A 21,444-nucleotide genomic window follows, 5' to 3' on the forward strand; every position below is an offset into this window, starting at 1 on the left:
CTCCCCCGCCAGGGGGAGGTGGCTGGCACTTGCCAGACGGAGGGGGAGGACACGGAACAAGAATTATCGCGCTCCGTCCCTCCAGCACTTCTCAGCCAAGTCTGGTGAAATTGCGCCCCGCCCGGCCCCTACGTCACCGGCACCAAGGCCTCTCGCGATACCATTTGGTCAGCACGTATTTGACGCCCTGCTCGACCGGCATGCCCTGGTGCAGCGACCCCGGGTTCGGCCGCCCCAGCGCATCCATGTTGTTCCAGATCACCAGATTGCCGGCCTTCGGTGCGATCATCACGCCGGCCGTCGGAAAGTTCGTCCGGCCGCCCAGTGTCGGTTCGTTGAGGAACGTCATCGCCGACCAGGTCCGCTGTCCGCCGATCGGCACCTGATTTCGCCAATAATGCTGCCCGGTATCGAAGAAATCATGGTGCGGCTTGAACTCTTGCCCGACCGCATAGCGCTGGCCCTGCAAGGCCTCGCCGAAGACCGGATCTAGACCGGTCAGATCGTCGAGTTTGCTCTCGACGGCCGTTACCGCGTCGGGTCCGGGATAGAGATAGCAGGTTTCGCTCGTCCGATACGACGGTACGGGATCGTCGGAGACGACGGGCGACGGCACGCGATCGGTATCGATCAGCCGGATCAGCGCAGCGCATTCGCCAAGCGTGAGAAAATTGCGGACGACATAGAGTTCGACGCCGTTTGACGGGATCCGGACGGCCCCGGCGTAATGCGCGATCCGCTCTCGAATGCGCACCGCGGAGTCGGATCGGGCTAGGGCTTCCAGCTGCCCGTCGCGCAGATCGAGCGCCGACAATGGAGCCGACATCAGCGACGCATTTTCAAACTTGTCGGTCGGCCAAGCGCCAGTATCTAGAAATTCGGACATGTTTCGATCGCTCTACTCATACGCCCTTTACTAAACCAATAGCAGACATCTTATCATATGTTTATATTTTTTTCTTGATATATCTCAAACGTTTACTTAGGCGATTGAGCTGTAGCGAACTTTGGCCAGGCCCGATTGTGCGATTATTCGCCACCGCTACCCCGCGATGGACCCCGCCGCAACCGGGATCACACTGAGGCGTTATAGGGCCCACGCATGATCAAGGTCGCCAGCTACAATATCCACAAGGGCATCGGGCTCGACCGTCGGCGCAATCCCGAACGCGTGGTCGAGGTTTTGCGCGAGATCGACGCCGACGTAATCGCGCTGCAAGAGGCGGATCGCCGCTTCGGCGCTAAGGCGTGCGTGTTGCCGCATCACCTGCTCGAGGAGCACAGCGACTGGAAACCGGTCGATTTCGGCCTGCGCGCGCTCAGCATGGGATGGCATGGCAACGTCATCCTCGTCCGCAAATCGGCGCGCGTGATCGCCAGCGAACCGCTGCACCTGCCGGCGCTGGAGCCGCGCGGGGCGGTGATGGCGGACGTGCAGCTCGCCGACGGTACGATCCGCGTTCTCGGCATGCATCTCGATCTGTCGGGTCTGTGGCGGCGCAAGCAGGCGGCAGCGATCATGAACCATGTCGACACGTGCACGCATCGTCATCCGACCGTGATGATGGGCGATCTCAACGAGTGGAGCGCGGGCGCCGGGTGCCTGCGCGACTTTGGGCGCGACTATGCATTTGCCGAGACCGGCGCGAGTTTCCATTCGCGGCGGGCGATCGCGCGGCTCGATCGGATCATGGTCTCGCGCGAGTTGAACGTGGTCGATTGCGGCGTGCATGCCAGCCCGGCGGCGCGGAAAGCGTCGGATCATCTGCCGATCTGGGCTATGCTCGAACCCAGGGCAACGGCTCCATAATCGATACCGAGGATGTAGAATGCGCGAGAAGGAACTGCGACTGGCGCTCGTCTGCTATGGCGGGATCAGCCTGGCGGTCTACATGCACGGCATCACCAAGGAGATCTGGCGTCTCGTTTGCGCGAGCCGGGCGTTCCATGACGGCGAGGCCCCGAAGGGCGGCAGCCAGGGCGTGTATCACGCACTGCTCCAGGAGATCGAGGATCACGCATCGATCCGGGTGCGGGTGCTCGCCGACATCATCGCCGGCGCAAGTGCGGGCGGGATCAACGGCATCTTCCTCGCGCAGGCGATCGCGACCGGCCAGAGCCTCGATCCGCTGACCGACCTGTGGATGACGTCCGCCGACGTCGAGGCGCTGATCGATACCGAGGCGGCGCCGAAGTCGCGCTTCTCGAAGGCATGGGCGATGCCGCTCGCGTGGATGGCGGCGGGGCGGAGCACGGACAAGGTCGAGGCGCTCGACGAGCCGACGCGCGAGGAGGTGCGGACCAAGCTGTCGCATTTCATCCGGTCGCGCTGGTTCGAGCCGCCGTTCGGGGGGAAGACCTTCACCAACCTGCTGCTCGATGCGTTCGATGCGATGGGCGCGAGCGAGCGCGGGCCGCGGCTGTTGCCGCCCGGCCAGCCGCTTGACCTGTTCGTGACGGTGACCGATTTTTCGGGGCATCCCGAGCGGTTGCAGCTCAATTCGCCTGCCGAGGTGGTCGAGACCGAGCATCGGCTGGTGGTCGACTTCACCGACCATGGCGGCGCGACCGACACGCTGGCGCCGCGCGCTGAACTCGCGTTCGCGGCGCGCGCGACGTCGAGCTTTCCGGGTGCATTTCCGCCGTTCACGGTTGCCGAACTCGACGGCGTGCTGGAGCAGCGGAAGATCGCATGGCCGGAACGCAGCAGCTTCCTCGCGCGCGTGCTGCCGCGTCATACCGCGGCCAACGCGGCGGAAAGCGCGGTGCTGATCGACGGCTCGGTGCTTGCCAATGCGCCGTTCCGGCCGGCGCTCGATGCGCTGAAGGAACGCCCGGCGCGGCGCCAGATCGACCGGCGGTTCATTTACATAGACCCGTCGCCTGGCATCAAGCTGCGGCTCAATCGCGGCGAAGGCACGCCCGGGTTCTTCCAGACGATCATCGGCGCGATCAGCGACATTCCGCGCCAGCAGCCGATCCGCGACAATCTGGAGGCGATCGCCGCGCGCTCGGCGCGTATCGACCGGATGCGCGGGATCGTCACCGCGATCCGGCCGGAGGTGGAGGCCGACGTCGAATCGCTGTTCGGCCACACGCTGTTCCTCGATCGCCCGACCGCGCCGCGGCTGATCGCGTGGCGGCGGCGGGCGCAGAAGGCCGCGGCGGCGAGTTCGGGCTATGGGTTCGTCGCGTACGGGCATCTGAAGCGGAGCGCGGTGATCGAGACGATCGCGAGCCTGTTGTACGATGCGGGGCTGCATCACAGCCCGCGGCGGCTGGTGCAAATCCGGGCCGCGATCGTCGCGCGGGTCGCGGCGACGGGCGCGGACCAGCTCGGGGCGGGCTTCGCAAACGGTGCCAGCCCGGCGTCGATCGCGTTCCTGCGGACCTTCGACATCGGCTTTCGCATCCGTCGGCTGCGGCTGATGGCGCGGCGGCTGTCGGAGGTGGAAACCGCCGCCGACGAGCCCGAGCTCGCGCCGATGCGCGACGCGATCTACGAATCGCTGTCGCCGTATCTGGATCGGCTGCGCGGCGAGATGCATGCCGGGATGCACGATGCGGTACGCGCGATGAAGGGCGATGCGACCGCGGTGCTCGAGACGCTGGGGCGGATTTTCGATCTGGAACGGCTCGATGCGGAAACCGACCAGCGGCTGGCGGAGGCGTTCGCCGCGCTTGCCAAGCCTGCACGGCGGACGTTGTTGCTCGCCTATCTCGGCTTTCCGTATTTCGACACCGCGACGCTGCCGCTGTTGCAGGGCGAGGGGCTCGACGAGTTCGACCCGATCAAGGTCGACCGGATCGCGCCCGACGATGCGACCGCGATCCGCTCCGGCGGCGCGGAGGCGACGTTGAAGGGAATCCAGTTCGGCACGTTCGGCGCGTTCTTCAGCCGCGCCTACCGCGAGAACGACTATCTCTGGGGCCGGCTGCACGGGTCGGAGCGGATGATCGACATCACCGTCTCCACCTTGCCGCAGACGGTGCGGATGAAGCCGGGCCGTGTCGCGGCGATCAAGCGGGCGGCGTTCCTCGCGATCCTCGACGAGGAGGAACCGCGGCTGACCGCGATCCTGCCGCTGATCGCGCAGTTGCGGACCGAGATCGGCTAAACCCCCTCTTGCTCGGCAGAAGACTGGCCAAAACGCCGATGTGGCGGTAGCTCTGCGTTGCCAACCGCGTTTCGGCGCGATTGGGGCACAATAGAGGGTCGCCGCATGCAGTTCCTGAAAATCCTGTTCTGGTGCCTGCTGGCGTTCGTCGCCGCGGTGTTCACCATAAGCAACTGGAACGCCGTCCAGATCCAGCTTTGGGGTGGGCTGATCGCCGACGTGAACCTGCCGCTGTTGCTGTTCGTGACGTTCCTGATCGGGTTCGTGCCGACGATGCTGTATAACCACGCGATCCGGTGGCGGCTGAGGCAACGGCTATCGACGTGCGAGCGCGAATTGCTGGAACTGCGGACGCCAAGGCCAGAGCCGGTGGCGTTCGTGCCGGTCGAAACGCCGGTTGCGTCACCGATGACGACGGTGACGGCACCGGTGACGCCCGCCGCCGTGCCGCCGGGTGACGTGCGATGAGCAACCGGATCTACGTCGCACTCGACACGCCCGACCTGACGCGCGCGAAGGCGATCGCGGCGCGCGTCCGCCATCATGTCGGCGGGATCAAGCTGGGGCTCGAATTCTTCTCGGCGCACGGCCAGCCCGGCGTGCATGCGATGGCGGAGTTCGGCCTGCCGATCTTCCTCGACCTCAAATTACACGACATTCCGAACACGGTGGCGAAGGCGGTGCAGGCGCTCGGCGCGCTCGAACCGGCTATCCTCACGGTGCATGCCAGCGGCGGGCGGGCGATGCTCGAGGATGCGAAGGCCGCGGCGCCGATCGGCACCAAGGTGATCGCGGTGACGATGCTCACCAGCCTCGATGCGGCCGATCTCGCGGCCACCGGCATTGTCGGCAGTGCGCACGACCAGGTCACGCGACTGACGGAGCTCGCCTGCGAGGCCGGGGTCGACGGGATCGTCTGCTCGGGCGCGGAAGTCGCCGCCGCCAAGGCGATCTGGCCCAAAGGGTTCTTCGTGGTCCCCGGTGTCCGCCTGCCCGACGGCCAGATCGGCGACCAAAAGCGCGTCGTCACACCGCGCCAGGCAATGGACGCCGGTGCCTCGATTCTGGTGGTCGGCCGCCCGATCACGCAAGCCGAAGATCCCGACACCGCCGCTCGCGCCATGGCCGCGACGCTTTAGGCTTGCTCCGTCATCCTGACGAAAGTCAGGATCCAGAGTAACGAGCGTCGACTGCCATGGCTCTGGATCCTGACTTTCGTCAGGATGACCGGACGTGTTGCCGCCGAAGGAACCAGCATGACCACCGCCAAGATCTGCGGCCTTTCCACCCCCGCGACGCTCGACGCTGCGATCAAGCACGGCGCGAGCCATGTCGGGTTCGTGTTCTTCCCTGCTTCGCCGCGCCACGTGACGTTCGCGAAAGCCGCCGAACTCGCGGCCCGCGTGCCGGGCCATGTCGCGAAGGTCGGCGTGTTCGTCGATCCTGAGGACGAGATGCTCGAACAGGCGGTCGCATCGGCCGCGCTCGACGTGCTGCAACTCCACAAGGTGACGCCCGCGCGGACCGCCGCGATCCGCGCGAAGTTCGGGATCGAGACCTGGGTCGCGGTCGCGGTTCGGACGCGCGGCGATCTGGAGGCTGCGCACGGCTTCACCGGAGTCGCCGACCGGATACTCTATGATGCCAAGACCCCGGACTCGGCCGCATTGCCGGGCGGGATGGGCTTGCGGTTCGACTGGGACCTGCTCGATGGGTTTAAACATCCGCTGCCCTGGGCTCTGTCGGGCGGACTCGATCCGGCCAACGTGGCGGAGGCGATCCGCCGCACCGGCGCCAAACTTGTCGACGTGTCCTCGGGGGTCGAAAGCGAGCCCGGTATTAAGGACGAAACCAAGATCGCGTCGTTCCTCGCGGCTGCCCACACCTGAATTGTTCACCCGCGGAGGCGGGTGCCCAGACTGGATCGCCACCTTCGCGGGGATACAAGGGCTTGGCGCGACATTTCGAAGTGCTAAAGCGCTTCACATGAACGCTCCAACCCTCGCCCCCAACTCATACCGCGCCCAGCCCGACGAGCGCGGTCATTTCGGTGATTTCGGCGGCCGCTATGTCGCCGAAACGCTGATGCCGCTCGTCCTCGAACTCGACGAGGCGTATCGTGCCGCCAAGGCCGACCCTGCGTTCAAAGCGCAGTTCGACGACCTGCTCGAACATTATGTCGGCCGCCCGAGCCCGCTCTATTACGCCGAACGCCTCACCGAAGCGCTCCGCGAGTCTGCCCCCGAAGGCATGGGCGCGCAGATCTGGTTCAAGCGCGACGAGCTCAATCACACCGGCGCGCACAAGATCAACAACTGCATCGGCCAGATCCTGCTGGCGATGCGGATGGGCAAGACGCGGATCATCGCCGAGACCGGTGCGGGCCAGCACGGCGTCGCCACCGCCACGGTCTGCGCGCGCTTCGGCCTGCCCTGCGTGATCTACATGGGCGCGCGCGACATCGAGCGTCAGGCGCCCAACGTGTTCCGCATGAAGCTGCTCGGCGCCGAAGTCCGCCCGGTGACCAGCGGCGCGCATACGCTCAAGGACGCGATGAACGAGGGGATGCGCGACTGGGTCGCGAACGTCCACGACACCTTCTACATCATCGGCACCGCCGCCGGCCCGCATCCTTATCCCGAGATGGTCCGCGATTTCCAGAGCGTGATCGGTACCGAGGCACGCGCGCAGATGCTGTCGCGGGTCGGTCGCCTGCCGGACATGCTGGTCGCGGCGATCGGTGGCGGCTCGAACGCGATCGGGCTGTTCCACCCGTTCCTCGACGATGCCGACGTCCAGATGCTCGGCGTCGAGGCGGCGGGCCACGGGCTCGACAAGGAACATGCGGCCAGCCTCGCGGGCGGTTTCCCCGGCGTGCTCCACGGCAACAAGACGTACCTCTTGCAGGACGAGGACGGCCAGATCACCGAGGCGCATTCAATCTCGGCCGGGCTCGACTATCCCGGGATCGGCCCCGAGCATGCCTGGCTGCGCGATATCGGCCGGGTGGAGTATGACAGCGCGACCGACCAGGAGGCGCTCGATGCGTTTCAACTGCTGTGCCGGACCGAGGGCATCATCCCCGCGCTGGAGCCAAGCCACGCGATCGCGACCGTGGCGAAGAGGGCGCGCGAGATGCGGCAGGACCAGATCATCCTGGCCAATTTGTGCGGCCGCGGCGACAAGGATATCTTCACGGTGGCGGAAGCGCTCGGGGTGGCGATATGACTGGTGTCGCCACAAGCACCCTCGCCACACTTCGGTCGACGCTCCCCGCAGCCTTTATCCGTCACCCCAGCGAAAGCTGGGGTATCAATGGGGCGGGTGCCGTGATCGCCAACCGGGATACCCCAGCTTTCGCTGGGGTGACGGGTTTTGGCGTGGCTCGGGATATGCATCGAGCGACGAGCATTGCTTGTGAGGGGGGCAAGTGAGCCGCCTCGCCACCACCTTCGCCCGAACGGCATCGGAAGGCCGTGCCGCGCTTGTCGCGTTCGTCACCGCGGGTGATCCCACCACCGAGGCCACCGGCCCGATCCTCGACGCACTCGTCGCCGGCGGCGCGGATGCGATCGAGCTCGGCATGCCGTTCACAGACCCGATGGCCGACGGCCCCGCGATCCAGGCCGCGAACATCCGCAGCCTCGCGCAAGGCACCCGCACCGCGGACATCCTCGCCACTGCCACCGCGTTCCGCGCGCGCCACCCGGACGTGCCGCTCGTCCTGATGGGCTACGGCAACCCGATGCTCCGGCGCGGCGCGGACTGGTTCGCGCAGGCCGCTGCCAACGCTGGCGTCGACGGCGTGATCTGCGTCGACGTACCGCCCGAAGAAGACGATGCGCTCGGCCCGCAGTTGCGCGCCGCCGGAATCGACCTGATCCGCCTCGCCACCCCCACCACCGATGCCGCCCGCCTGCCGACCGTGCTCGATGGCGCGAGCGGGTTCCTGTATTACGTCTCGGTCGCCGGCATCACCGGGCTCCAGCAGGCACAGCAATCCTCGATCGAGGACGCCGTCGCCCGCCTGAAATCCCAGACCGACATCCCGATCGCGGTCGGCTTCGGCATCCGTACGCCCGAGCAGGCGGCCAACGTCGCGCGCGTCGCCGACGGAGTCGTGGTCGGCTCGGCGATCGTCGAACTGGTCGCGCAACACGGCACGGCTGCGGCCGAGCCGGTCCGCGCCTATATCAAGTCTCTCGCCGACGCCGTCGCTTCGGCCCGAAAGGTTCCCGCATGAGCTGGCTCAACAGCGTCCGCAACGTCCTGCCCTTCGTCGCGAAGCGCGAGACGCCCGAGAATCTCTGGCACAAGTGCAAGGGCTGCGGGCAGATGGTTTTCACCAAGGAGCTCGAGGACAATCTGTACGTCTGCCCGAAATGCGATCACCACGACCGCATCGGGCCGAAGATCCGCTTCGCGCAGCTGTTCGACGAAGGTAGCTGCAGCGAGCTGCCGGCCCCGAAAGTCCCCGAGGATCCGCTCAAGTTCCGCGACCAGAAGCGGTACACCGATCGCCTCAAGGCCGCACGGACCGACAATAGCGAGCAGGATGCGCTGATCAACGCACGCGGGGCGATCGACGGCCACCGGGTCGTGGTCGGCGTGCAGGACTTCGGCTTCATGGGCGGCTCGATGGGCCTCGCGGTCGGCGAAGCGTTTGTCCGCGGCGTCGAGGCGGCGATCGAGGACCGGGTTCCGTACGTGATCTTCACCGCGAGCGGCGGCGCGCGCATGCAGGAGGGCATCCTCAGCCTGATGCAGATGCCGCGCAGCACGGTCGCGATCCAGATGCTGCATGACGCCGGCCTGCCGTACATCGTCGTGCTGACCGACCCGACCTCGGGCGGTGTGATGGCGGCGTATGCGATGCTCGGCGACGTGCAGATCGCCGAGCCCAAGGCGACGCTCGCCTTCACCGGCCGCCGCGTGATCGAGAGCACGATCCGCGAAAAGCTGCCCGAGGATTTCCAGACGTCGGAATATTATCTCGAACACGGGATGATCGACATGGTCGTCCACCGGAAGGACCTGCGCGAGCAGCTCGGCACGGTCATCGGGTATCTCAGCGCGCGCGAAGCTGCGTAACATACTCCCTCTCCCCTCCGGGGAGAGGGTCGGGGTGAGGGGCGGCCCAGCAGTGCAGCGCCCGCAACAGCCCCTCACCCCAGCCCTCTCCCCAGAGGGGAGAGGGAGTTAGAAGAATGCCTGACCACGCCGTTTCCTCCTCCCCAGCCGTGCAAGCCCAGCTCGACCGACTGACCGCGCTGTCCCCCGGCGCCGACATCCTCGGCCTCGAGCGCATAACCGCGCTGCTAGCCCGCCTCGGCGACCCGCACCTGAGCCTCCCCCCTGTGTTCCACGTCGCCGGCACCAACGGCAAAGGCTCGACCTGCGCCTTCCTCCGCGCTGCGATCGAAGCCGCCGGGCATAGCGTCCACGTCTATTCCTCCCCGCATCTCGTCCGATTCAACGAACGCATCCGCCTCGCGGGCAAATTGATCGACGACGATCTTCTCGCGGCCTTGCTATCGGAAGTCCTCGATCAAGCCGCCGACCTGCAAGCCAGCTTCTTCGAAGTCACCACCGCCGCCGCCTTCCTCGCCTTCGCCCGCACGCCAGCGGCGGCGACGATCGTAGAGGTCGGCCTCGGCGGCAGACTCGATGCGACCAACGTCATCCCCAATCCCGTCGTCACCGGCATCGCCGCGCTCGGCATCGATCACCAGTCGTTCCTCGGCGACACGCGGCTGGAGATCGCCGGCGAGAAGGCGGGCATCGCCAAGCCCGGCGTACCCCTCGTCACGATGGACTATCCCAAAGCCCTCCGCGCAAAGATCGCCGCGGTAGCCGCCGCCGCGGGTGCCCCCGTCCACGCGCGCGGCACCGCTTGGACGAGCGAGACCGCACGCTCGACCGTCCGCTACGAGGATACCGGCTTCTCGGTCGTCACCAACCGCCCCCGCCTCGTCGGCGCACACCAGTCGCGCAATCTCGCGCTGGCGATCGCGATGCTGCGGCATCAAGGCGTTGTGCACATTCCGGAAGCGGCGATGCGCGCCGCCGCCGACTGGGCGCATTGGCCGGCACGCATGCAGCGCCTGTCCGACGGCCCCCTGCTCGCGCGCCTGCCACAGGGCAGCGAGCTATGGCTCGACGGGGCGCATAATCCCAACGCCGCGCAACCGGTCGCGCGGGCGCTGCGGACGCTGGCAAAGGGTCGACCGGTCACGCTGATCCTCGGGATGCTCGCCAACAAGGATGCCGAGGCGGTGATCCGCATCCTGTCGCCGTCGGTCGGGCATGTCGTCGCGATCCCGGTGCCGGGGCACGCGCATCACGCGCCCGAGGCACTAGAAGCGCTCGCACGAAGCTTCGGGAAGACCGCCGAAACGTCGTCGACTCCCGCCGACGCGCTCGACCTGATCGGGACTCGGAGCGCCGTGCCCAACCTCGTCCTGATCGCTGGTTCGCTCTACCTCGCCGGTGAAGTGCTCGCAGCGAACGACCAGCCGCCGGACTGAGTCCTTATTGCTATTGACTATCAATAACGTACGCGCGAGTTTGTGGACTCAACCACGGAGTCGCGTGAATGACCGATACCCGCCCCAGTTCGACGCCCAGTTCGACGCCCGCCTCGACCACCCTGCTCGCCAGCGCGACGGCGTTGCTGCCGCATCCACTACCGCCTTGTGAAAATGCACGAATCGCCCTGTTCGCAATGCGTCGGATGGGCGCGCATGGGCTCGCCGACGCACGCGCCGCGCACACGATGTTCACCGCCTTCGGGCAGAGCTTCCGTCGCCCGCTGGTGCTGTTGCGCGCGCTGATGGCGGACCTCGCGGGCACCTCGGCGGGAACGATCGCGATCGCGCCCTGCTGCTGTGCGCGGATGACCCCGGCCGAGTCGGCAATGTTGTCGATCCTCGCGCGGGTCGAGATCGCGCCTGGGACAGCCCGCTATCTGATGACCGATCTCCTCGGCGTCCGCCGCGTCGACGGCGTCCTCGCCAGCGCCGCGGCCGTCGCCGCCGCGTTTGCCGACGAGGGGCGACCGGTCACGATGTAAGGTTAAACGGACTCGCCAGCCCGCGCGTCGCCCTCTCCCTCGACGCCGGCGCTGCCGATCGAGCGGTCGATCATCCCCGACCGGCTCATCCACCAGAACAACACGATCCCCGGTACCGCGAGCACCGTCGTCAGCAGGTAGAAATCGACATAGCCGAACGCCTCGATCAGCGCGCCGGCGGTCGTGCCGGTGACGATCCGTCCGACGATGCTTGCCGCTGCCGAGATCAGCGCGAACTGCGCGGCGGTGAAGCGCAGGTCGCACAGCGCGGAGAAATAGGCGATCACGACGACGCCGCCAAAGCCGCTCGAGGCATTCTCGAAGCCGATCGCAGCCGCCATGCCGAAGTTTGAGTGCCCGGCCGCCGCCAGCGCCGCGAACGACAGGTTGGAGACGCCCATCAGCACGAGCGACAACAGCACCGATCGCTTCATCCCCATCCGCGCGTACAGGATGCCACCGATAAAGATGCCGACCAGATACGCAATGAAGCCGATCCCGACATCGTAGAACGCGATCTCGTCGCCGGTGAAGCCGAGGTCGTCGAACAGCAGCCGTAACGTCAAATTGGCAAGCGTGTCGCCGACCTTGAAGATCAGGATGAAGGCGAGGACGATGAACGCCCCCTCGCGCGAGAAGAACTGGACGAACGGCCCCCAGATCGCGCGAAACCCCTCGGCGAGACCACGCCGTTCGATCGGCGGACGCCGGCGTTCGGGCTCGCCCAGCGCCAAGCCCGCCAGCACCGCGGGCAATGCAAAGACGACGCACGCCAGATAGGCGGCGTTCCAGCCAGCGCGTTCGGCGACCACCAGCGCCAGCGCGCCCGAGCCTGCCGAGCCGATCCGCCAGCCATATTGGCTCATGCCCGATCCGACGCCCAATTGGCGCGGCTCCAGCGTCTCGATCCGGAACGCGTCGATCACGACGTCGAACGTCGCGCCCGCCGCGCCGACCAGGATCGCCGCGGTTGCAGTGGAGGCGATGCTCGCCGCCGGGTCGATCAGCGCGAGATTGACGACCGCGGCAACGACCAGCGCGGCCGTGACGATCAGCCAGGACACACGCTGGCCGAGCCGACCGATCACCGGGAGGCGGACGCCATCGACGACCCACGCCCACAAGAATTTCAGATTATAGACGAGAAACGCAAGACTGAACGCCGTCACCGTCTTCTTGTCGATGCCGCTCGCCGCCAACCGGGTGGTCAGCGTCGCGCCAATCATCGCATAGGGGAAGCCTGACGATATGCCGAGCGCGAGCGCGGCCAGCGGCGCCTTCTCGACATACGGTCGAAACCCGTCGCTCCAGCGCTTTTCTTCGGTTCCGCCCATCGCACTTACGCTCCCACTCGCTTGCGCGGACCCTAACGGGAAATCGCCGATGCGCTACCCGTCAGGCGATGGAAGGCGGCAAACGTCAGGCCTTTGCTTCGAACAGCGTGAACCCCGACGGCACGCGCTTCGGCTTTTTGCCGCCGATCATCGCCTCGATCGCCTCGATCGCAGCAATCAGATCGCGCGGTGCGTAGGGCTTGGCCATGCAACCGGCGGCGAGCGTGGTTGCCTCGACCGGGCAGCTTCCGGTCACGAACATCACCGGCACGCCGCCAGCCTGCGCCGCACGGGCGACGTCGATGCCCGATCCGTCGGCGAGGTTCACGTCGACCAGGACCAGATCGACCACGGTGTCGCTTTCCAGGATCAGCAGCGCCTCGGCGACCCGGTCGATCGTCGCGACGATCGTGAAATCCGCCTCGGCCAGGAAATACTCGGTATCGAACGCCACCAACGGCTCGTCCTCGACCACGAGGAGCCGGACGATCTGCCGCTTCTTCTTCCCGAACAACATTGCCGAAAGGCCCCCGGACGCTAACGAAAGGTCGTTACGCTCGCGTGCCTTAACGCGCCGCAGCACGAACGGTCGCAAATATTTCGCGCTTCGAGGCGATCCATAGTATCAGCCGCGCCATGACGACTTCAAAAGACGATAGCCCGACTGCCAGCCCGTCGCCCGACGCGCCTGCAACCCCTGCCACAGCCCCTGCCGCACCGATCAAGGGCGACCGTATCGCCAAGCTGCTCGCCCGCGCCGGGATCGCCTCGCGCCGCGATATCGAGCGGATGATCGCCGAGGGACGCGTCGCGCTCAACGGCTCGACGCTCGACACGCCGGCGACGATCCTGCGCAATCTTGCCGGCGTGACGGTCGATGGCGATCCGGTCGAGGCGCCCAGCGCGGCGCGGCTGTTCCTGTATCACAAGCCGACCGGACTGCTCGTCACCGAGCGCGATCCTGCCGGCCGCACGACGATCTACGATCGCCTGCCGCAGCACCTGCCACGCCTGGTGCCGGTCGGTCGGCTCGATCTCAACACCGAAGGGCTATTGCTGATGACCACCGATGGTGGCCTCAAGCGCCAGCTCGAACTGCCCGCGACCGGCGTCGAACGCGCCTATCGCGCACGCGCTTACGGCAACATCACGCAGCCGCAGCTCGAGGAACTGATCGAGGGGATCGAGATCGAGGGCGTCCGCTACGGCTCGATCAACGCGAATATCGAGCGCCGGACCGGCGCGAACGTGTGGATCGAAATGATCCTGACCGAAGGCAAGAACCGCGAAGTCCGCCGCGTGCTGGAGCATCTCGGACTGCAGGTCTCGCGGCTGATCCGGACACGCTATGGTCCGTTCGTGCTCGGCGACCTGCCGCCGGGGCAGATCGGCGAGGTCCTCCAGCACGACGTCGTCGCGTTCCAGAAGGAGCTGGCGAAGGGTCGGCCCGAGGGTCCGGGCGCACGCGCCAACATCGGGATCAGCGCGAGTGCCGGCGCGGGCGCCGGGATCGGTGCGCGGTCGAGCCAGCGGGGCAGCAATGCACCGCGACCTGCCGCAACGCGCCCGGCGCCGGGTGCTCGACCTGCCGCTGGCGGTGCACGAACGCCGGTTCGGAGCCCGTACACGGCGCCCGCAAGCTCGGGGTTCTCCAGCGGCACTGTGCCGACCGACCGTCCGTCGCGGCCAGCGCGTCCGGAGCGGATTCGTCCGACTGCGGCGATGCAGCGCGGCGACGTCAACGATCCGTGGGCACGGCCTGATGCGCGCAATGCCGCTCGGCCGACGGGGACGCATCACGCCCGGCCGACGAGTGGCGAAATGTCCAAGCCCTATGTACGGCAGGAACGGGCGGATCGTGGCGAGGAGCTGAGCACCAGCCCGAAGATCAAACATTTCCGAGCCGCCAAGCCGCCACGCGATCGTGCAGCCCCGTCGCGAGTCGGCGCCGGGGGCACTGTGACGCCACGTCGCGCGGAAACGCCGCAGCGTCAGGAGCCGCAGCGCGGTTTCCGTCCGCAGGCCGATGATTCGCGCGGCCGCAGCTCGCTCGACAAACGTGCCGCGCGCAGTGCGTCCGGGCGTCCGGGTGCCGAGCCGCGGCCAGTGCGCGATGCACCGGCACGGCCCGAGCGGGGGACTCGTCCTACGGCGCCCGGCAAGGGTCCGTCGGGAGGGCGCGGTCATCCGCCCCGTACACCACGTGGAGGGAAGCGCTGATGCGTATCATCGCAGGACAGTATCGCGGCCGTCAGATCGCCGCACCCAAGGGTGACACCACCCGCCCGACCGCCGACCGGATGCGCGAGACGTTGTTCTCGATGCTGACGAGCCGCGTCGGCAGCTTCGAGGGGTTGGCGGTCGCCGATCTGTTCGCAGGCTCGGGCGCGCTCGGGATCGAGGCACTCTCGCGCGGCGCGGCGACGTGCATGTTCGTCGAATCGGACAAGCTGGCGGTCGACGCGCTGAAGGCGAACCTCGCCAAGCTGGAAATCCGCGGCGATGTCCGCGCGACGTCGGTGATGGCGCTCGGGCCCGCACCGTCGCCGCTCGACGTGATCCTGATGGATCCGCCGTACGCCACCGGTGCGGGGTTAGTTGCGCTCGACAAGCTGTCGCGGCTGGGTTGGGTCGGGCCGGCAACGTGGATCAGCCTGGAGACGGCGAAGGCCGAGGTTGTCGAACTGGCGGGCTTCGAGGTCGACGCCACGCGCGTGCACGGCAAGGCGCGGCTGACATTGTTGCGGCCAGCGTCAGCGTAAGGGCATGTTCTCCCGCGAAGGCGGGAGAACACATTAGTTCCGCGGGGTCCGGCCGAGGATCAGCAGCCCGCCAAGGCTCAGCACGCCCGCGGCCATCAGATACGCGCCAACCAGCCACAACCCGCGCGGCGCGAGCGCCTCCGCCACGATCGGCGCGAGCGCCCCGCCGAGCACGCCGCCAAGATTGAACGTCATCGACACGCCGGTGTAGCGCACTCCGGCGGGGAACAGGCTCGGCAGCCATCCGCCGAGCGGTCCGTAGGCGAACCCCATCACGAATAGCGCGCCCGACAGCCACAGCCACACCGTGAACAGCGATCCCGAGCCCAGCATCGGCCCCATCAGCGCACCGACGCCGATGCAGCCGGCAAACCCGATCGCCAGCATCCGCGCCGCCGTATGCCGATCCGCCAATACGCTCGCGACGATGACCCCGCCTGCTAGGAACCAGATCGCTACCAGCTCGACTGCAAGGAACGCCTCGCGCGAATAGCCGAGTGTCTTGGTGCCGTAGCCGAGCGCGAAGGCGGTCGCGAGGTAGAACAAAGCGAAGCACGCGATGACACCGAACGTGCCCGCGAGCGTCGCGCGGAGGTGCTGGGTCAACAGCGTTGCGATCGGCACCTTGGGAAGCGCCTCGGTCGCCTCGGCTTCGAGGAAGGCGGGCGTCTCGGTCAGCTTCAGGCGCACCCACAGGCCGAGCCCGACGAGGATCGCGCTCAGCAGGAACGGAATCCGCCAGCCCCAAGCAAGAAACTGGGCCTCGTCGAGCACCAGGCCGATCAGCAGGAACAGCCCGTTGGCGGCGAGGAACCCGACCGGTGCCCCCAGCGGTGGGAACATGCCCCAGGTGTTCTTGCGGTGCGGCGGCGCGTTCTCCACCGCGAGCAACGCCGCCCCGCCCCATTCGCCGCCAAGGCCCAGCCCCTGCCCCAGCCGCATCAGGCAGAGCAGCGCGGGCGCGATCCAGCCGACCTGCGCATAGGTCGGCAGGAACGCGATCCCGACGGTCGATCCGCCCATCAGCAACAGCGAGGCGACGAGCGTGGACTTGCGCCCGACGCGGTCACCGAAATGCCCGAACACGATCGCCCCGACCGGCCGCGCGACGAAGGCGAGGCCGAACGTCGCGTAGCTAAGCAGCAACTGCGCCGAGTCGGACTGCCCCGAGAAAAACAGGGGGCCGAACACGAGCGCGGCGGCGGTGGCGTAGATGTAGAAATCGTAGAACTCGACCGCGGTGCCGACCAGGCTGGCGGCGAGGATGCGGCGGTTTGAGGCTAAGGTCGTCATCCCGATGGCATCGCCCCGCTCGCCATTCCGGTCAACCGATTGCCGCGCAAGATCCTCCCCCGCTAGGGGGAGGTGGCTGGCGCTTGCCAGACGGAGGGGGAGGAAAGGGTAACGCCTGCTCCGTATCCTCCCCCTCCGTCGCTTCGCGCCACCTCCCCCTGGCGGGCGAGGATCAGAGGGGGAGGACGATCCGCGCGATCAGGCCCGGGGCGTTGTCGGCGAGTTCGAAATGACCGTCGTGCAACCGCGCGACCGCTTCGATCAGCGCCATCCCGAGGCCCGCACCGGGGGTGGATCGCGCGCTGTCCAACCGCCCGAAGCGCTTCAACGCCTGCGCTCGGTCGGCGGCGGCGATGCCCGGGCCGCGGTCCTCGACCTGGATCGCCACGCCGTCGGTGCGGTGGACGATCCGCAGCGTGACCTCGCCGCCACCCGCGCCGTGGCGGAGCGCGTTGTCGATCAGGTTAGTGATTGCCTGGCTGATCAGTTCGCGGTGCAGCTTCATCGGCGGCGGCCGATCGTCGATCGCGATCGTGAAGACCAACCCCGCATCCTCCGCGACAGGCGCGTAGAGTTCGCCGATCTCTTCGAGGAGGTTCGCGGGCGATACCTCGATGAAACGATCGCGCGAGACCGAACCCGAGCGGCTGATCTCGATCACCATCGTCAGCATCCGCATGACGAGATCGGTCTCGACGAGCAGCCCGCCGAGCGCCGCCTCGCGCGCATCGGGATCGGCGATCAGCACCGCCTGCTCGGTCTTGGTGCGCAGGCGGGCGAGCGGCGAGCGCAGATCATGTGCGAGGCTGTCGGTGACGATCCGCAGTTCGGCCATCACGCCTTCGAGCTTGCCCAGCATGACGTTGAGCCGCGCGGCGAGGCGATCGAACGCGTCTCCGCCGCCCGCGATCATATCCACGCGCCGCGAGAGATCCCCCTCGCCTGCCGCCTCGATCGCCTTGGCGATACCGTCGAGCCGGCGACTGACATAGCGCGTGAGGACCAGGCCGCCGATCACGCCGAGCGCCAACGACAGGAAGACGGCCACTGCAAGCGCCCGCTCGATCGCGCGCTCCTCGGCCGCGATCAGGTCGAGGTTGCGGCCGGTGAGCAGCCAGTAATCGCCGAGCGGGTGGAGCGCATAGCCGGTCTCTCGCGCGGACCAGAGTTCGTCGGAGCCAAGTCGCGCGATCCTAAACTGCGTGACGCGGAGGGGGACGGCGAGACGCGCGGGGGAGATGCCGACGACCGCGCGGCCCTTTGGGTCGATCACGGCCAGCACCAGCGAGACGTCACCCGGAACCACCGCGCTGTCGATCGCCTGCCGAACCGCGATCAGTCCGCCGCTGCGCCATACCGCGCGCAAGGCTACGGATTGTTCGGTGGTTTCGCGCCGGATCGCGTCGATCGCATCGGCGCTGGTCGTCTTCCAGACGAAACCGACCAGCGCGAGGTTGGACACCAGCGCCAGCGCAATCGAAAGCAAGGCGATCCGGGCGGTTACCGAAAGGCGGATCACCACCCCGGATCAGCCTTCAACGGCGAGCCGGTATCCTGCCCCGCGCACCGTGTGCAGGATCGGCGTGGGGAAGCCGTCCTCGAGCTTGCGGCGGAGGCGACCGATATGTACGTCGACGACGTTCGAGCCCGGATCGAAATGATAGTTCCAGATCTTCTCGAGCATCATCGTGCGCGTCACGACCTGGCCGGCGTGGCGGGCGAGGAATTCGAGCAGGTTGAACTCGCGCGCGCCGAGCGGGATCGAGCGGCCCGCACGCGAGACGGCGCGGGCGAGCAGGTCGATTTCCAGATCGCCGACGGAGAGCTTGGTCTTTTGCGGTTCGGTGGCGGCACGGTCGGAGCGGCGGAGCATGGCCTCGATCCGTGCGGAAAGTTCAGCGAACGAGAACGGCTTGCAGAGATAGTCGTCAGCACCAGCCTTCAAGCCATCGACCCGGTCGTCGACGGCGGCAAGTGCGGACAGGATCAGGACAGGCGTGGCAATGCCGGCCGCGCGAATCGCGCTGACCATCGACAGGCCGTCAAGGCCGGGCAACATGCGATCGGCGATGATGAGGTCGAAGATGCCCTCGCTGGCGAGGAACAGGCCGTCACGGCCATCGGCGCAGACCTCGATGGCATGGCCGGCCTCGGCCAAGCCCTTGGCAAGATAGGCGGATGTCGAGGCATCGTCCTCGACGATCAGAATCTTGCGGCTCAACGCGGTCTTACCTTCCCTGTCACCGAAATCGGTCACTATCTCCGGCCCTTATAAACGGAAAGGCCGGCGGAAAGAAGTCTTCCCACCGGCCCCCACGGTACCCCCGGGAGTGACGGGCACCGATCTCTGGAAACGCGTGCGGCCTTTGCTGGCCACGGGTTTGTTCTAGGATCGGGTGGGGGTCAGGGCGATGACCGAGGGATGACAATTGCGTCATGTTGGTGGGTGTTTTTTGGTGTGGCAATGACGAAAGCGAATGCGCTATTGGCGTGCGCTGATGGTTCTCGCCAGCAACGCCCACCAACAATACGTCCATACCCCCCTCCCCGTCATCCCGGCGAACGCCGGGACCCATGGTCGGGGAGTTGGTAGTGGTTGTACGCTAACGGATGGTCCGCCGTATCCGTGGGTCCCGCCGTTCGCCGGGATGACGGAGTAGGGGAAAGAGAGGCGCGAGGTCGCCATCCCCATCATGTTCTCCCGCGAAGGCGGGGGCCCAGACTGGGCTCCCGCCTTCGCGGGAGAACATACTTACCTACGATTATTTACGCCTACTTCCCGTCGAGGATCGCAGCGATCGCCGAACCAACATGCGCGATGTCGGCCATACCGTCGACACGGTGCACCAGGCCCCGAGCGTCGTAGATCGGCAGGATCGGGGCAGTCTTCGCGCGGTATTCGGCCATCCGGTTGTGGACCGTCTCAGCGTTGTCATCAGGACGACGCTTGAACTCGGTCGAACCGCAGACGTCGCAGACGCCGGCCACGACCGGCTTCTTGTAGCGATCGTGATAACCCGTACCGCACTTGGCGCAGGTGTAGCGGCCGACGACACGGTCGATCAGCGCGGCCTCGTCGACACCCAACTCAATGACATAGTCGAGCGTCCGACTACGGTCTGCCAGCAATCCGTCGAGCGCCTCCGCCTGCGCCGCCGTACGCGGGTAACCGTCGAAGATGACGCCGTTCGCCGTGTCCGGCTGGTCGAGACGCTCGCCGATGATACCCGACACGATCTCGTCGGACACCAGACCGCCCGACGCCATAACCGACTTCGCCTGAAGGCCGACCGGCGTTCCGGCGGCAACCGCTGCGCGCAGCATGTCGCCGGTCGAAAGCTGCACCATGCCGCGCTCGCTGACGAGCGTGGCGGCCTGGGTGCCCTTGCCCGCGCCAGGCGGTCCAAGAAGGATGATATTCACGAAACGCACTCCCCTCGTTCGTGCAGATTATTACACGCCAAAGCCGTTGGTTAGGCCCGCAGTTTAGCGAAGTCGATTGCCCTTAAGCTTCGCCTTCTTGATCAGGTCGCCATACTGGTGCGCCAGCAGGTGCGACTGGATCTGCGTCACCGTGTCCATCGTCACGTTGACGACGATCAGCAGGCTGGTGCCACCAAGGTAGAACGGGATCTGCAGCGCGGTCACCAGATATTCGGGCAACAGGCAGATGATCGTCAGATACGCCGCACCGATCACGGTGATGCGCGTCAGCACGTAATCGAAGTAATTCTCGGTGTTCTTGCCCGGGCGGATGCCGGGGATGAACCCGCCATTGCGCTTCAGGTTGTCGGCGGTTTCCTCGGGGTTGAAGACGACCGCGGTGTAGAAGAACGAGAAGAAGATGATGCCGGCGCCGTACAGCAGCATGTACACGGGCGAGCCGTGCTGCAGGTACTGGTTGAGCGTGATGATGAAGTCACCCCACTTCGACTCGCCTGCGACGCGCTGGCCGGCGAACTGCGAGATCGTCAGCGGCATCAGCAGCAGCGACGACGCGAAGATCGGCGGGATGACGCCGGCGGTGTTGATCTTCAGCGGCAGATGGCTGCGATCGGCCTGCATGCCGCGCTGCGTCTGGCGCTTGGGATACTGGATCAGGATGCGGCGCTGGGCGCGCTCCATGAAGCAGATGAAGAGGATCAGCACGACCACCGCGACGACGATGCCGATCAGCTTGATCGGGTCGAGCGAGCCCGAGCGGCCGCCTTCGAGCAGATTGACGAGCGTGACGGGCAGATGCGCGACGATGCCGGCCATGATGATCAGCGAGACACCGTTGCCGATGCCGCGGCTGGTGATCTGCTCGCCGAGCCACATCAGGAACATCGTACCGCCGATCAGCGAGATGACCGCGGCGACGCGGAACATCATGCCGGGCTCGATGACCGCCTGGATGCCCTGTGCAGCGCCGAGCGTCTCCAGGCCGACGGCGATGAAATAGCCCTGCACCGCGGTCAGGCCGACGGTGCCGTAGCGCGTGTACTGGTTGAGGCGCTTGCGGCCCGATTCGCCGTCCTTCTTGATGGCGGCGAGCGTCGGCGACAGCGAGGTCGCGAGCTGCACCACGATCGAAGCGGTGATGTAGGGCATCACGCCGAGCGCGATCAGCGACATGCGGCTGAGCGACCCACCCGAGAAGGTGTTGAAGAAATCGAGTACGCCGCCCTGAGTCTGCTGCGAGAGCAGGCCGAGCGCGGTCGGGTCGACACCCGGCAGCGGGACATAGCTGAGCAGGCGGAAAATGATCAGCGCACCGATCGTGAACCACAACCGCTTCTTGAGGTCGGTCGCCTTCGCGAATTTCGAAAGGCTGATGCTTTGCGCCATCTGGTCGGCTGCGGATGCCATGCGTGTGATCGTCC

General features: G+C 66.8%; 20 protein-coding genes. 12 read left to right on the plus strand and 8 right to left on the minus strand.

The genetic code is table 11. The features are described 5' to 3' along the window. Nucleotides 1-133: 133 nt before the first annotated feature. Entirely contained in the window at nucleotides 134-886 is a 753-nt protein-coding gene (locus SPHN_RS05845) for a prolyl hydroxylase family protein (RefSeq protein ID WP_248521906.1), read from the minus strand. A gap of 216 nt (nucleotides 887-1,102) precedes the next feature. On the opposite strand from SPHN_RS05845, the gene SPHN_RS05850 reads away from it, so the two are divergent. The 10 genes from SPHN_RS05850 to SPHN_RS05895 all read left to right on the plus strand — a co-directional run bounded on the left by SPHN_RS05850 (nucleotide 1,103) and on the right by SPHN_RS05895 (nucleotide 11,190). Continuing rightward, nucleotides 1,103-1,810 (plus strand): endonuclease/exonuclease/phosphatase family protein, encoded by a 708-nt coding sequence (locus tag SPHN_RS05850; RefSeq protein WP_248521908.1) that lies wholly within the window; start codon nucleotides 1,103-1,105, stop codon nucleotides 1,808-1,810. A 19-nt stretch (nucleotides 1,811-1,829) separates the two neighbouring features. Continuing rightward, nucleotides 1,830-4,118 (plus strand): patatin-like protein, encoded by a 2,289-nt coding sequence (locus SPHN_RS05855; RefSeq protein WP_248521910.1) that lies wholly within the window; start codon nucleotides 1,830-1,832, stop codon nucleotides 4,116-4,118. A 105-nt stretch (nucleotides 4,119-4,223) separates the two neighbouring features. After that, nucleotides 4,224-4,586 carry a LapA family protein gene (locus tag SPHN_RS05860; RefSeq protein ID WP_248521912.1) on the plus strand — a complete coding sequence of 121 codons (363 nt, stop codon included), beginning with the start codon at nucleotides 4,224-4,226 and terminating at the stop codon, nucleotides 4,584-4,586. After that, complete coding sequence (gene pyrF / locus SPHN_RS05865) at nucleotides 4,583-5,257, plus strand: orotidine-5'-phosphate decarboxylase (protein ID WP_248521914.1); 675 nt, start codon at nucleotides 4,583-4,585, stop codon at nucleotides 5,255-5,257. The genes SPHN_RS05860 and pyrF overlap by 4 nt, the downstream gene beginning before the upstream one ends. Nucleotides 5,258-5,374: 117 nt before the next feature. Further along, the gene (locus tag SPHN_RS05870) at nucleotides 5,375-6,007 is read left to right on the plus strand and encodes a phosphoribosylanthranilate isomerase (RefSeq protein ID WP_248521916.1); all 633 of its coding nucleotides are present in this window, start codon (nucleotides 5,375-5,377) and stop codon (nucleotides 6,005-6,007) included. A gap of 97 nt (nucleotides 6,008-6,104) precedes the next feature. Continuing rightward, complete coding sequence (gene trpB, locus SPHN_RS05875; protein WP_248521917.1) at nucleotides 6,105-7,346, plus strand: tryptophan synthase subunit beta; 1,242 nt, start codon at nucleotides 6,105-6,107, stop codon at nucleotides 7,344-7,346. A gap of 202 nt (nucleotides 7,347-7,548) precedes the next feature. Then, complete coding sequence (gene trpA / locus SPHN_RS05880) at nucleotides 7,549-8,361, plus strand: tryptophan synthase subunit alpha (RefSeq protein ID WP_248521918.1); 813 nt, start codon at nucleotides 7,549-7,551, stop codon at nucleotides 8,359-8,361. Continuing rightward, nucleotides 8,358-9,209 carry an acetyl-CoA carboxylase, carboxyltransferase subunit beta gene (gene accD / locus SPHN_RS05885; protein WP_056486848.1) on the plus strand — a complete coding sequence of 284 codons (852 nt, stop codon included), beginning with the start codon at nucleotides 8,358-8,360 and terminating at the stop codon, nucleotides 9,207-9,209. Before trpA ends, accD begins: the two co-directional genes overlap by 4 nt. 116 nt (nucleotides 9,210-9,325) lie before the next feature. Next, a complete protein-coding gene (locus SPHN_RS05890) occupies nucleotides 9,326-10,645 on the plus strand; it encodes a bifunctional folylpolyglutamate synthase/dihydrofolate synthase (protein ID WP_248521920.1) in 1,320 nt (439 codons plus the stop codon). A gap of 68 nt (nucleotides 10,646-10,713) precedes the next feature. Beyond that, nucleotides 10,714-11,190: a DUF6628 family protein gene (locus SPHN_RS05895; RefSeq protein ID WP_248521922.1), complete on the plus strand. Its 477-nt coding sequence runs from the start codon at nucleotides 10,714-10,716 to the stop codon at nucleotides 11,188-11,190. A gap of 2 nt (nucleotides 11,191-11,192) precedes the next feature. On the opposite strand, the gene SPHN_RS05900 is transcribed toward SPHN_RS05895, so the two are convergent. Continuing rightward, nucleotides 11,193-12,524, minus strand: coding sequence for an AmpG family muropeptide MFS transporter (locus tag SPHN_RS05900; RefSeq protein ID WP_248521924.1), 1,332 nt, complete (start codon nucleotides 12,522-12,524; stop codon nucleotides 11,193-11,195). 85 nt (nucleotides 12,525-12,609) lie between these two features. Then, on the minus strand, nucleotides 12,610-13,041 hold the full coding sequence (locus tag SPHN_RS05905) for a response regulator (protein WP_248521926.1): 432 nt from the start codon (nucleotides 13,039-13,041) through the stop codon (nucleotides 12,610-12,612). 272 nt (nucleotides 13,042-13,313) lie between these two features. Between SPHN_RS05905 and SPHN_RS05910 the strand changes: the two genes are divergently transcribed. Together SPHN_RS05910 and rsmD are read left to right on the plus strand one after the other, a co-directional pair. Further along, the gene (locus SPHN_RS05910; RefSeq protein WP_432715063.1) at nucleotides 13,314-14,744 is read left to right on the plus strand and encodes a pseudouridine synthase; all 1,431 of its coding nucleotides are present in this window, start codon (nucleotides 13,314-13,316) and stop codon (nucleotides 14,742-14,744) included. Continuing rightward, the gene (rsmD, locus tag SPHN_RS05915; protein ID WP_248521930.1) at nucleotides 14,744-15,286 is read left to right on the plus strand and encodes a 16S rRNA (guanine(966)-N(2))-methyltransferase RsmD; all 543 of its coding nucleotides are present in this window, start codon (nucleotides 14,744-14,746) and stop codon (nucleotides 15,284-15,286) included. The genes SPHN_RS05910 and rsmD overlap by 1 nt, the downstream gene beginning before the upstream one ends. Nucleotides 15,287-15,319: 33 nt before the next feature. On the opposite strand, the gene SPHN_RS05920 is transcribed toward rsmD, so the two are convergent. From SPHN_RS05920 to secY, 5 genes are all read right to left on the minus strand, one after another. After that, nucleotides 15,320-16,579, minus strand: a complete 1,260-nt coding sequence (locus SPHN_RS05920; protein WP_248521932.1) for an MFS transporter — start codon at nucleotides 16,577-16,579, stop codon at nucleotides 15,320-15,322. Between the two features lie 172 nt (nucleotides 16,580-16,751). Next, the gene (locus SPHN_RS05925; RefSeq protein WP_248521934.1) at nucleotides 16,752-18,101 is read right to left on the minus strand and encodes a sensor histidine kinase; all 1,350 of its coding nucleotides are present in this window, start codon (nucleotides 18,099-18,101) and stop codon (nucleotides 16,752-16,754) included. Nucleotides 18,102-18,107: 6 nt separating this feature from the next. After that, complete coding sequence (locus SPHN_RS05930; RefSeq protein WP_187504653.1) at nucleotides 18,108-18,800, minus strand: winged helix-turn-helix domain-containing protein; 693 nt, start codon at nucleotides 18,798-18,800, stop codon at nucleotides 18,108-18,110. Nucleotides 18,801-19,351: 551 nt separating this feature from the next. Beyond that, nucleotides 19,352-20,002: an adenylate kinase gene (locus SPHN_RS05935; protein ID WP_248521936.1), complete on the minus strand. Its 651-nt coding sequence runs from the start codon at nucleotides 20,000-20,002 to the stop codon at nucleotides 19,352-19,354. A gap of 63 nt (nucleotides 20,003-20,065) precedes the next feature. Beyond that, nucleotides 20,066-21,430, minus strand: coding sequence for a preprotein translocase subunit SecY (gene secY, locus SPHN_RS05940; protein WP_055872627.1), 1,365 nt, complete (start codon nucleotides 21,428-21,430; stop codon nucleotides 20,066-20,068). Nucleotides 21,431-21,444 lie beyond the last annotated feature (14 nt).

Source organism: Sphingomonas faeni, from assembly GCF_023195535.1.
GTDB classification, from domain to species: Bacteria; Pseudomonadota; Alphaproteobacteria; order Sphingomonadales; family Sphingomonadaceae; genus Sphingomonas; species Sphingomonas faeni_B.